The sequence below is a fragment of the Bradyrhizobium sp. genome, from assembly GCF_035652035.1.
Taxonomy (GTDB): Bacteria; Pseudomonadota; Alphaproteobacteria; order Rhizobiales; family Xanthobacteraceae; genus Bradyrhizobium.
In genome coordinates this window covers 53,536-64,801 of the sequence record NZ_DASREO010000021.1, presented here as the reverse complement: position 1 = coordinate 64,801, position 11,266 = coordinate 53,536, and the positions used below count along the sequence as shown (strand labels likewise).

The window sequence follows — 11,266 nt, the reverse complement described above, 5'->3', positions numbered from 1 at the left end:
ATATTCGAGATCGACGCCTCCTTCCGGATCGCGCGTGACCATGGCTTGCGTCCGCGCGAATGCGTTCAGCCGGCCGTCGAGATGCGCCGCATAGTCCTCGACGCTGGTCGAGGTTTCGGACGAACGCCGCGCGATCGAGCGAACCACGCCGAGCGTATTGCGAACCCGGTGCTGCAATTCAGCAAGAAGAAGCCGCTGGCGATCTTCGGCCCGGGCAATCGCCGTGACGTCGATGAAGGTGATCACGACGCCGGCGATGAAATTGTCGATCGAGCGATAAGGCAGGATGCGGACGATGTAGCGCGTTCCGCTGTCGGGCGCGGTCAGTTCTCGCTCTGCACTGGCTAGCGTCCGCAGCACACGGCGGACATCGTCATAGAGGTCCTCGATCGGAATACGTGCCTTGATGTGCGCGACGGGACGGCCGACATCGGTTTCGACAAGGTGCAGAACCTGCGTGATCGCCGGCGTGAAGTTCATCACGCGCAGATCGTTATCGAGGAAGACGGTGGCGATCTGCGTGCTTTCAAGGAAATTCTTCAGGTCGCTGGTGGCGCGGGTCAATTCCTGCACCCGATGCGCCAGCTCGCCATTGACGGTCGTCAGTTCCTCGTTGACCGACTGCAACTCCTCGCGCGAGGTTTCCAGCTCTTCATTGGCCGACTGCAGTTCTTCGTTGAGGGACTGGTATTCCTCGTTGGAGGATTTCAGCTCCTCGTTGGTGCTCTCCAGCTCCTCGATGGTGGCCTGCAATCGCTCGCGCGTGGCCCGCAATTCGCTTTCGAGCCGTTCGACATGCTCGGTCCGAACCAGCACATTTGGATTATTCTCGGTGGTCTCGACCACGCGGACCGGGCCGTCCTTGAACAGCACCACGAAATTGCGGTGGCCTGCCGGTCCGTCGAGCACCGGCTCGACCGTGATGTCGACCAGGACGCGATGGCCGTTGAGGCCGAGCTGGACCTGCTCGGCGTGCGCCGGTTCGTTGGTCTCGACCGCACGGCTCAAGGCGGTGCGCAGTTCAAGACGGATGTCGCGGTGAACGAGGCCGAGCAGATCGAGCGTTGCCGTTCCCGCCGTGGGTTCGATGTAACGGCCGGTGCGACCGGAGAAATGCAGGATCTGGAAATTCTCGTCCGTGATCACATAGGCCGGCGCATATCGTTCGGCGATGCGCTGGGCGCGGCGCTCCAGGCCGACATCGGGCCCGAAGGAACGAACCGGGGGTATCTCGACGGCAGCCCGCCCCGCCACTGACGTAATCGGGAATTCCGGTGGCAGCCGCGTGCCCGTTTCAAGCTTCTTGAAGATCCGCGCGCGGCGATCGACCGGCGCAAACAGTTTCGGATGCCGCGTCACGTTCTCCGAGTTACCGAGAAACAGGAAGCGGTTTGGCAACAGCGCGAAATGGAACAGCGGAATCACGCGGTTCTGCAATTCGGCATTCAGATAGATCAGAAGGTTGCGGCAGGAGACGAGATCGAGCTTGGAGAAGGGCGCGTCCTTGATGACGTTGTGCTGGGAGAAGATGCACATTTCGCGCAGCTCCTTGACGATACAATAGGTGTCGCCTTCCCGCACGAACCAGCGCGCCAGCCGCTCGGCCGACATGTCGTCCTCGATCGAGGTGCGGTAGCGGCCGACTCTTGCTGCGGCCAGCGCGCGGCCATCGATGTCGGTGGCAAAGATCTGCACCTGGGGCGCGGTGTCGAGCTTTGCCATATGTTCGCGAAGCAGGATGCCGATCGAGTAGGCCTCCTCTCCCGTGGCGCAGCCAAGCACCCAGATGCGAACCTGCTGGCCCGCGCCCTTGTCTTCGAAAATCTTGGGAATGACCTGGGTCTCGAGCACCTCGAATTCGCGCTTGTCGCGAAAGAACTCGGTCACGCCGATCAAAAGATCGTTGAAGAGATGCAGTCCCTCGTCCTTGTCGTTGCGCAGGAAGTCGACGTAAGCGGCAATCCCGTCGATCTGCACGATCTGCATGCGCCGCTGCACGCGCCGCAGGAAGGTGTTCTGCTTGTAGCCGTGGAAATCGTTGCCGGTCTTGTTGCGCAGAATGTCGGCGATGCGCGAAAGCGAGGTGGCGGCCGCGGCAAGCACCTCGTCAAAGCCCTGCTTTTCCTCCAGCCGGCGCAAGTGACGGGCGTAAACCTGGATGTGTTCGGGAATATCTTCCGGCGTCAGCACAAAGTCTGCGATTGCCGCCGGCGTTGAGCTGTCGACCAGAAGATCGGAGTTTTCGCTCGCGGTCTTCTCGGAGAGCGCCAATCCGCCGTGATCCTTGAGCGTCGCGACCCCCAGCGTTCCATCGCCGCCGGTACCCGCGAGCACCACGCCGATCGACTGCTCGGCGCGCTCTTCGGCCAGCGAGACGAGGAAGCTGTCGATCGTCGCCCGCTCGCCCGGCGCCTGCTGCGCCGGCCTGACGGCGAATTTGTCGTTCTGGATGGTGGTGATCGCATCCGCCGCGCACAGATAGATCGTGCCGCCCTCGATCTCCGCGCCGTCGCGCGGCTCGGCAAGCCGGGTGCCGTCAAGACGCGCGAGCACGCTGCGCAACCAGCCCTCGTCGAAGGCCTCCCGATGCTGCAGGACAAGCACGATCGCCTGCCCGTCATCGAGCGAGAATTTCGAGAAGAACCGCTCGATGCTGCTCATGGTGCCGGCGGACGCGCCAACTCCGATGACGAGCGGTGCTTTCGTCTGACGATTGCTGTCTCCTGTCGGAGACCGGCTGGGTTCATCCATGCCTGGCGGCTTTCTACTTCTTTCCGGGCGATTTGCCTGGATTTTCGTGAATAGCAGATTGCGAGCCCGTTCAACAGATTATCGATGAAAACGGCGGACGGGTTCGCAAGCCTCACGACCGCGATTGTAATGCCGGCGGTGGAAGACCATAGTCGGCCATGGTTCCAAAACCCGCCATTGATTTGTCCGACGAACTTCAGGCGCTGTTCGTTCGTGCCGACCTGGCGAGCGCACAGGCCTGCCGTCTCCTCGACGAGAACGACCGCTGGCGCCGGAGCGTGCTGCAACAATTGGACTACATGTTCGAGCTGGGCGCCGACTTCAGGAAGGCGCGCCGCCCGGCCCCTCCCTAGTGTGGCGGTTCAGAAGTCCGCATCATTTGATGCCGCGGGTACGTCATGCGGACTTCTGAACCAAAGCCACACTAGATCAATAGGTTTGCTAGTGTCCTTTCGATTCCGAAGTTCGAAACGTGGCTCCGAAGAATGCTACGAACTTCGGAAGCGGGACACTAGGCCTTCCGGTCAGGAATGCCGCTCCAGGTAGGATACTCGCTCCTCGATCAGGACCCGATGGCGTTCCCATTCGATCAGCGTCTCGTGCAAAAGCTGAACGAGCCGCTCCGCCTGCCTCGAGTCATGACCGCCGGCCTGCAAGTCCGAAAGCAGCTGCTTCTGGTTGCGCAGCCGCCGCCAGCCGTCCTCGATGTCCTTTTCAGCCTTGAGCAGAAGCGCTTTCTCCGCCCTCAACTCCTCGCCCTGCTCAACAGGAAAGACTGCCATGCTAAGACCTAACTCTCCGCTTTCGGAGCCTTGGTTTTCGGAGCCTGGGTTTGCGGAGCGTTGGGATCGAGCGAATGTAGCATGACGCGCCGGATCATGTCGGCATATTCGCGATATTCCGCCGCGCGCGTGTCATACATCTGTGCCACCGACGCGCGCCCGCTGTGCCGGCCATCTTTCGCCATACGCGTCACCAGTTCGGCTCTTTCCTCGATGATGCGCAGCGCCACGCGCAAGGCCTCATCGACCTTGCTTTCCTGCTCCTTGGCCAGCGTGTCGGCCGTATAGGCATGGCCGACCTGGCAGCGAAAGCGCAGCGGGTGCTCGGGCTTGAGTTCCGAGAGCACCCCGCCGCAACTCGGACAGGTGAGCGGCGCGGGATCGGCGATCCTGGCGAGATTGTCGCTGCCGATGCGCTCGCCGGCGGCGATCTCGACCTCGAGGCGGATCTCCGGCGGGACCGGAAGTCTGGTTCCGGGTTGCTCCCGCGCGAGATCGGACAAGACATCGCCGATCCTGGTGCCCGGCACACAAAGATCGACCGTCGTGGCCTCCAGCGCCCGCAGCGGCATCTCGTCCGCAATCGCATCCATCGGGTCCTGCACGAGGGCGACGCCGCCGCATTGTTTGATGGCGGTGAGACCCGCGGCGCCATCGGACAGCAATCCTGACAGGACCACGCCGATGACGCGCGGGCCATATTGCAGTGCTGCCGAGCGGAAAAGCGCATCGATCGCCGGGCGCACCATGTTTTCCCGCGGACCGCGCCCGAGCATGATGTGGCTTTCGAACAGCAGCAGATGATGATCGGGCGCGCCGAGATAGATGTGGCCGTTCTCGATCACCATGCCGCTTTCGGCCTGAACCACCGGCAGGCGGCTGACCGCACTCGCAACGGTTGAGAGAATGCCGATCCCTTGCGCGGGAATATGCAGGACCACGAACACCGCCGCCGGCAGGTCGGCGGGCAACCGCCCGAGAATCTCCTTCAACGGCGCCGTCGCTCCTGAAGAGCCTCCGATCACAATAATGTCGCGATTGCTCATGGAACCGGCCCTCGAGAGCCCATTGCCGTTTGCATCAAGGCGGCCCTACGGCATATGTTCCTATTGGGAATTGGCCGTTCACGTTGGGCAGCGAAATGACCCCACACACCGAGAGTCCAGGCCCGCTGGCGGGCCGCCGCGTCCTCGTGATCGAGGACGAATATTTTCTCGCCGACGACATCGTTCGGACGCTGACGGCGCTGGGCGCGCGCGTCGTCGGGCCTTTTGGCGACCTCGAGCAGGCAACCGATATCGTCGACCGCGACATCGCCATCGACGCGGCGATCGTCGATATCAATTTGCGCAACGAGATGGCTTTCCCGCTGGCGCGCGTGCTGCGCTCGCGCAAGGTGCCGTTCGTCTTCACCACGGGCTACGACAAGGGCTCGATCGAATCTGAATTCCAGGACGTGCGATTGCTCGGCAAGCCGCTGGACATGAGGGCGATGGCCAGCGAATTGACGAACATGATCAAGGGCAACTGAGATCAGGGTTTCGAAAACGCGCGGTCGAGGCTGGTCTTGAGATCGGCAGATTCGCTTTCGACGCGACGGGATCGACGAATCGTCCGGTCGAGTTCGTTTGCCAGCACCGCTGCCTCGAGGCGTAGCGAGCGTCCCTCTCTCCGCAAACAATGCGATTCCAGAATCGCCTGGTTGGCTTTTGAGATCAGCTCTTGCATCGGCCAATCATGCACGCGATTCTTAGCATGCGCGTTATCGCAAGTTAGTCCGAGGAAAACATGTACATCGCAGGATTCGTGATTCCAGTTCCCGGCGACAAGATGGAGGCCTATCGGAAATGGGCCGAGAACGGCGCGGCTATCTTCAGGGAATATGGTTGCATCGAGATCGTCGAGTCTTGGGAGGACAATGTCCCGACCGGCAAATTGACCGACTTTCGCCGCGCGGTGGATGCGAAGGATGACGAGAAGATCGTTTTCACCTGGCAAGTGTGGCCCAACAAGGCGACGCTTGAGGCTGCCGAAGCAAGAATGCACGAGGACAAGCGCCTGGAGCCGTCGGGCGAAATTCCTTTCGACCCGAAGCGGCTCATACTTGGCTGCTTCAATCCTCTCTACACCATGGGCCGCAGGTGAGACGGGCGCCTTGCAGCCGAAATAACGTCTCGGTTTGATCGCGTTGATCGCGGCGCAGACGAAAGCCCATCACAAAAGCGTTCAGTCGCCAATGAAATGCTGATCGCAACGATTGGTCAGCGATGCCGCTTGCGATTCGCAAACGATACAATCGGCACGCCGGGTCGCATGCTTCGGATTTTTGTCAAGGATGCATCGTGTGCTTTTTGGCTGCGAACACGAACAAATATTTCTGAGGACCGACAGCACACGGTCTTTTTATTTTGCAGCGCAGCATTTATCTGATTTCAGGTGCGTCCCGATTTTCGGGTTAAGGAGTAGCCGGTGTCGCTTGCCAGAAACATAGAATTCCTGCGCCAGTTTCCCCGGCTGCATGGATGGGACGCCGTCGGCCTCGCGCTGCGCGGCTCTGCGTTGGTGGAGACCCGGCAATTCGGCACCAATCCGGGCGGCTTGCGGATGTATTCCTTTGTGCCGCCGAGCCTGCCGCCATCGCCGGCACTTGTTGTCGTTCTGCACGGCTGCGGACAGACGGCCGCGGGTTACGACCACGGCGCCGGCTGGTCGACGCTCGCAAAGCACTACGGCTTTGCGCTTCTGATGCCGGAGCAGCAGGCAAGCAACAACGCTCACACCTGTTTCAACTGGTTCAATCCGGGCGACACCAGGCGCGGCCACGGCGAAGCCTGCTCGATCCGGCAGATGATCGCGCGCATGGTGAGCCAGCACCGGATCGACAAGCATCGCATTTTCATCACCGGACTTTCCGCGGGTGGCGCCATGACTTCGGTCATGCTGGCGACCTATCCGGAAGTCTTTGCCGCCGGCGCGATCATCGCCGGACTTCCCTACGGAATTGCGAGCAATGTGCGCGAGGCCATGAATGGCATGCTGCGCTCGCCGTCGCGCTCGGCCGAAGAGCTGGGCAGCCTGGTGCGCAACGCTTCAAAGCACCGCGCACCCTGGCCGCGGGTTTCGGTCTGGCACGGCAGCGCGGACCGCACCGTCAACCCCGCCAATGCCGACGAGATCGTCAAGCAATGGCTGGACGTCCATCGGCTGCCGTCGCATCCGATGTCGGAAGGCATGGTCGACGGTCATCCGCACGAGATCTGGTGGAATGCAGATGGAGAAACCGTCGTCGAGTCCTACACCATCACCGACATGGCTCACGGCACGCCGCTCGGCAAAGCCGAGAATGACGAACGATATGGCAAGGAAGGCCCGTTTCTGATCGAGGCCGGCATTTCGTCCTCCTATCACATTGCGAACTTCTTCGGGCTGACCAACCGCGTCCCGAAGCTCGCGAAGACTGCCTCGCCCGCGACCACCGAGTCCCCCAGCGCGAAGTTGATCCCGCTGGCTTCGCCGATCTCGACGCTCGCACCCGACCTCGGCAAGATCCTGCAGCCGTTGCTGACGACGAAAGAGACGCCGAAGTCCAGGGAAAAGCCAAAAGCAAGGTCGACGGCAAAGGCCAAAGAAAAGCTGAAGGAAAAGCCGAAGGAAAAACCGAGGCGAAGCCGCGTCCTCGACGTCGGCGCCGTCATCACCCGCGCCTTGACCGCCGCGGGTCTCATGAAATGAAGCGCGCCCCGGCAGTGCGTGATCGCACCGCCGGCCCTCACATCGCGCCGGTCAGGAATGGATTGGTCATCCGCTCCTGGCCAATCCGCGAGCCGGGCCCATGCCCGCAAATAAAGCCGACATCGTCGCCGAGCGGCAGCAGCTTGTCCGTGATGGATTTGATCAGCGTGGCGTGATCGCCACCAGGCAGATCGGTTCGTCCGACCGAACCATTGAACAGGACATCGCCGACATGGGCAAAGCGGATGTCCTTGTTGAAGAACACCACGCTGCCCGGCGAATGGCCGGGGCAATGCAGAATATCGAACGTCAGTTCACCGACTGAGACTTGATTGCCTTCCTCGAGCCAACGATCCGGCGCAAAGTTGCGCACGCCGGTCATGCCGAAACGCGCGCCGCTTTCGACCACATGGTCGAGCAGGAACTTGTCGGCGATGTGCGGGCCCAGAATCTCGACCTTCAGTGCATCGCGCAGATCAGCGGCGCCGCCGACATGATCGATATGGCCGTGAGTGAGCCAGATCTTCTCGACGCTCACTTTGGCCTCTTTGATGGCGGCCTGAATTTTCGCAACGTCGCCGCCGGGGTCAATAACGGCAGCCTTTTGCGTCGCCGTGCACCAGATCAGGGTGCAGTTCTGCTCAAACGGCGTGACCGGGATGATCATCGCCCCGGCCTTCGCCTTGCTTTCGGTTTGCTGTGCCATGAGGCGCACATTGCCGATTTTTTGCCAGCCGCCAAGGGAAAGTTAGGCCGGAAACTTGGACCGGAAACTTGGGCCGGAAAGTTGGGCCGCGCTGCCCTTGCGGAACAGGCCGCAGTGTCCCGACGTCACGCACCCCGGCGCAAAACCGTTTCCACCTGATGAGCCAGGCTTTATGCTGGCATCATGGAATCGCTCGCCAGGCTCAATATCGTCCCCGCACCGGATGGCCGCCAATCGGAGACGGCGCTCCTGATCGCGCGCGGCACGTCGCGGCTGCTGCATTCGCTGGGCTTTAGCAGTGTCGCCGAATTGCCGCTACCTTCGGGGCGACGCGCCGACCTCGTCGCTCTCAATGACCGCGGCGAAATCTGGATCGTCGAGATCAAATCCTCGGTCGAGGATTTGCGCGCCGACCAGAAGTGGCCGGACTACCGCGCGCATTGCGACCGGCTGTTCTTTGCGTTCACGCAAAGCCTGCCGTGCGAGATTTTCCCCGAAGAAACAGGGTTGATCATTGCCGACGCTTATGGCGCGCATCTGATGCGGCCCGCGCCAGAACATCGGCTGCCGGCTGCGACCCGCAAATCGATGACAGTGCGGTTCGGCATGGCGGCGGCGCTGCGGATCAACCGTCTGGTCGACCCGCAAGGCCATCTCGAGTTCTAGCCCGGGATTACCGGCTGATCTGCCGGCTGACCACGTTCTCCTGCTGGTTCAGCGCGCGCTGCTCGGCAGGGGTGATGTAACCACCATTGATGCGCGCCATGGCGCGTTCCTCGTTGCGGATGACGCCGTCTTCGGCGTGAAGCCGCTCGGCGCGATAGGGCGAAATGCGCCCCGAGGCCTCGCCCCGGTCGATGCGGTAATTCTGGTAACCGAGACGCGCATTCACTTCGGCGCGGCGCGGATGATTGTACTGCCACGGGGTCTCTGCGGACGCAGCCGTCAACGAAGTGCCGAGCGTTGCGAGGGTCAGTGCAGCCATCGAAAACAGCTTGATGCGGGTCATGACTTGCTTCTCCGTTAAACTCAATGTGGATGGGGGCATCCACCACGGCAGAAGGCTAGGCCCGCTCACCGGAAGCCGCGCTGAACGGGCCGTTCAGGCAGCGATCAGCAACATGAATTCGGTGTCATTCACCTGAACGGCGTCGGAGCTTGCAGTCAGCGCGGGGCTCGCTTGGCGAGAATGCGCTGCAGGGTGCGGCGATGCATGTTGAGCCGTCGCGCCGTTTCCGAGACGTTGCGGTTGCACATCTCGTAAATCCGCTGGATGTGCTCCCAGCGAACGCGATCAGCCGACATCGGATTGCTCGGCAGTTCGGATTTCTGGTTGCCGCTGGCGAGCAGCGCCGACACCACATCGTCGGCATCGGCAGGTTTTGACAAATAGTCCACCGCGCCGAGTTTCACGGCGGTGACGGCAGTGGCGATATTGCCATAACCGGTCAGGATGATCGCGCGCGCCTCGGGGCGCTTGCGCTTCAAGGCAGAGACGACGTCGAGGCCGTTGCCGTCGCCGAGCCGCAGATCCACCACCGCAAAAGCGGGCGCGGCTTTCGCAATCTGGTTCAATCCGTCGGCGACGCTCTCACAGGAGGTTACCGCAAAGCCCCTCGTCTCCATGGCGCGCGCAAGGCGCTCCAGAAACGGCTTGTCGTCTTCCACGATCAGCAAGGAGCGATCGGTGTGCCCGGCAAGTTCGGCGATAGCGCTCAAGATAACGTCGTCCTTTCCACTAGTGCGGCGAATTTTGAAACCGCACTAGAAAACCAATAAATTTATTAGAGCTCCTTTGATTCCGAAGTTCGCATCCGGGGTTGCCGCGATGGCTTGCGAACTTCGGAATCGGAGCTCTAGACCCTCAACATATGGCGTCTTGCGTGGCGCTGCCAAGACCGCTCACCGGCGATTTCACTCACTCAGGTTAACTCCGGGTCCTTGACCTCAAAGCGGTTCCGCGGCCACACGATCTGCACCACCGCGCCGTGGTCCGGAAACACGCGGTTGGTAAAGGAAACCCGGGCCCCGGTGCGTTCGAGCAAGGTGCGGGCGATGAACACGCCAAGCCCGAGGCCGCTGCGCGTCTCCTGGCTTTCGTCCCGCTCGCGGCGACGCGACAGATAGGGCTCGCCGATTCGTTTGAGCAGCTCGGGCGCAATGCCCGGACCATCGTCGGAGATGACGATTTCGACGGTCTCAGCGTCCCACCAGGCGTTCACTTCCACGCTCTCACGGGCAAAATCGACCGCGTTCTCCAGGATGTTGCCGACACCGTAAATGATGGCCGGATTGCGCGCTCCGGCCGGCTCGGGCGTGCCGGAGACGGCGATGCGCACCTTGATCGCGACGTCGAAATCGCGATGCGGCGCCACGGTCTCCTCGATCAGCGTGGACAGTGGCATGCGGTCGAACGGCGCGCCGCTGGAGGATAGCTGCGTGATCTTGCCGAGAATGTCGCGGCAGCGCTGCGCCTGCTCGCGCAACGTCTTGATGTCGGCCGCAAGCTGCGGCTTGTCCTTCACGCCCTGTTCCAGTTCGCGCGAAATGAGAAAGATCGTCGACAGCGGCGTCCCCAGTTCATGGGCGGCCGCGGCCGCAAGGCCGTCGAGCTGGGTGAGATGCTGTTCGCGCGCCAGCACGAGCTCGGTGGCCGCGAGCGCATCGGAGAGCTTGCGCGCTTCTTCAGCGACCTGAAACGCATAAAGGCTGGTGACGCCGATCGCGACCACGATCGAAAGCCAGACCCCGAACAGATAGATCGGCGGCAGCACCAGCGGATCGTCGCTGTCCCAGGGCAGCGGGAAGTAGAGGAAGACCAGCACAGACGCGCAGGCGACCGCGAGCATTCCGAGCGCGATGGTCAGGCGGATCGGCAGCGCGGTCGATGAGATCAGGACCGGTGCGATAAACAGGAACGAGAACGGATTCTGCAAGCCGCCGGTAAAGAACAACAGCCCGGCGAGTTCGATGATGTTGAGCGCGAGCAGCGCCGCCGCAAACAACGGCTCCAGCCGCTCCATCGGATTGAACCAGACCTGAAGAAACAGGTTGAGCAGCGCGGAGAAGCCGACAATGGCCAGGCACGGCACCACCTCGACGTCGAATTCGAGACCCTGCTCGACGATAAAGATCGCGGCGAGCTGGCCGAGCGCGGCAAGCCAGCGCAGCCGCAGGATCGTGTCCAGGCGGACCTGACGGCGCGGCAGGCGAAAATCGGTTGTGGTGGTGTCAGGCATGAGCACTGTCGCGACTCTAGCGGCGCAAGCGCCCGACGACAAATTTCGTTGATCGG

13 protein-coding genes are annotated in these 11,266 nt (G+C 61.9%); 5 read left to right on the top strand and 8 right to left on the bottom strand.

Annotated elements, in window-relative coordinates; translation table 11 throughout:
- Nucleotides 1-2,751 (bottom strand): CheR family methyltransferase (locus VFB05_RS07990; protein ID WP_325010783.1); only part of this gene is annotated, 2,751 nt, incomplete at its 3' end.
- Nucleotides 2,752-2,909: 158 nt separating this feature from the next.
- On the opposite strand from VFB05_RS07990, the gene VFB05_RS07985 reads away from it, so the two are divergent.
- Nucleotides 2,910-3,104: a hypothetical protein gene (locus VFB05_RS07985; RefSeq protein WP_325010781.1), complete on the top strand. Its 195-nt coding sequence runs from the start codon at nt 2,910-2,912 to the stop codon at nt 3,102-3,104.
- 171 nt (nt 3,105-3,275) lie between these two features.
- Here the strand turns inward: VFB05_RS07985 and VFB05_RS07980 are convergent, their stop codons facing one another.
- Both VFB05_RS07980 and VFB05_RS07975 read right to left on the bottom strand, forming a co-directional pair.
- Nucleotides 3,276-3,533, bottom strand: coding sequence for a hypothetical protein (locus tag VFB05_RS07980; RefSeq protein ID WP_325010779.1), 258 nt, complete (start codon nt 3,531-3,533; stop codon nt 3,276-3,278).
- Between the two features lie 8 nt (nt 3,534-3,541).
- Nucleotides 3,542-4,579 (bottom strand): chemotaxis protein CheB, encoded by a 1,038-nt coding sequence (locus tag VFB05_RS07975; protein WP_325010777.1) that lies wholly within the window; start codon nt 4,577-4,579, stop codon nt 3,542-3,544.
- A gap of 95 nt (nt 4,580-4,674) precedes the next feature.
- Here VFB05_RS07975 and VFB05_RS07970 point away from each other — a divergent pair, with 95 nt between their 5' ends.
- The gene (locus VFB05_RS07970; RefSeq protein ID WP_325010775.1) at nt 4,675-5,064 is read left to right on the top strand and encodes a response regulator; all 390 of its coding nucleotides are present in this window, start codon (nt 4,675-4,677) and stop codon (nt 5,062-5,064) included.
- A 2-nt stretch (nt 5,065-5,066) separates the two neighbouring features.
- Here VFB05_RS07970 and VFB05_RS07965 read toward each other — a convergent pair whose 3' ends face one another.
- Nucleotides 5,067-5,261, bottom strand: a complete 195-nt coding sequence (locus VFB05_RS07965) for a hypothetical protein (protein WP_325010773.1) — start codon at nt 5,259-5,261, stop codon at nt 5,067-5,069.
- 60 nt (nt 5,262-5,321) lie between these two features.
- Here VFB05_RS07965 and VFB05_RS07960 point away from each other — a divergent pair, with 60 nt between their 5' ends.
- Together VFB05_RS07960 and VFB05_RS07955 are read left to right on the top strand one after the other, a co-directional pair.
- Nucleotides 5,322-5,678, top strand: a complete 357-nt coding sequence (locus VFB05_RS07960; protein ID WP_325010771.1) for a DUF1428 domain-containing protein — start codon at nt 5,322-5,324, stop codon at nt 5,676-5,678.
- Nucleotides 5,679-6,002: 324 nt separating this feature from the next.
- Nucleotides 6,003-7,265, top strand: a complete 1,263-nt coding sequence (locus VFB05_RS07955) for a PHB depolymerase family esterase (RefSeq protein ID WP_325010769.1) — start codon at nt 6,003-6,005, stop codon at nt 7,263-7,265.
- 37 nt (nt 7,266-7,302) lie between these two features.
- On the opposite strand, the gene VFB05_RS07950 is transcribed toward VFB05_RS07955, so the two are convergent.
- Nucleotides 7,303-7,971, bottom strand: a complete 669-nt coding sequence (locus VFB05_RS07950; RefSeq protein WP_325010767.1) for an MBL fold metallo-hydrolase — start codon at nt 7,969-7,971, stop codon at nt 7,303-7,305.
- A gap of 183 nt (nt 7,972-8,154) precedes the next feature.
- Between VFB05_RS07950 and VFB05_RS07945 the strand changes: the two genes are divergently transcribed.
- The gene (locus VFB05_RS07945) at nt 8,155-8,637 is read left to right on the top strand and encodes an MmcB family DNA repair protein (RefSeq protein ID WP_325010765.1); all 483 of its coding nucleotides are present in this window, start codon (nt 8,155-8,157) and stop codon (nt 8,635-8,637) included.
- A gap of 7 nt (nt 8,638-8,644) precedes the next feature.
- Here VFB05_RS07945 and VFB05_RS07940 read toward each other — a convergent pair whose 3' ends face one another.
- From VFB05_RS07940 to VFB05_RS07930, 3 genes are all read right to left on the bottom strand, one after another.
- On the bottom strand, nt 8,645-8,980 hold the full coding sequence (locus tag VFB05_RS07940; protein ID WP_325010763.1) for a hypothetical protein: 336 nt from the start codon (nt 8,978-8,980) through the stop codon (nt 8,645-8,647).
- A gap of 155 nt (nt 8,981-9,135) precedes the next feature.
- Nucleotides 9,136-9,690 (bottom strand): ActR/PrrA/RegA family redox response regulator transcription factor, encoded by a 555-nt coding sequence (locus tag VFB05_RS07935; protein WP_325010760.1) that lies wholly within the window; start codon nt 9,688-9,690, stop codon nt 9,136-9,138.
- Between the two features lie 203 nt (nt 9,691-9,893).
- Complete coding sequence (locus VFB05_RS07930; RefSeq protein WP_325010758.1) at nt 9,894-11,210, bottom strand: ActS/PrrB/RegB family redox-sensitive histidine kinase; 1,317 nt, start codon at nt 11,208-11,210, stop codon at nt 9,894-9,896.
- Nucleotides 11,211-11,266: the final 56 nt, after the last annotated feature.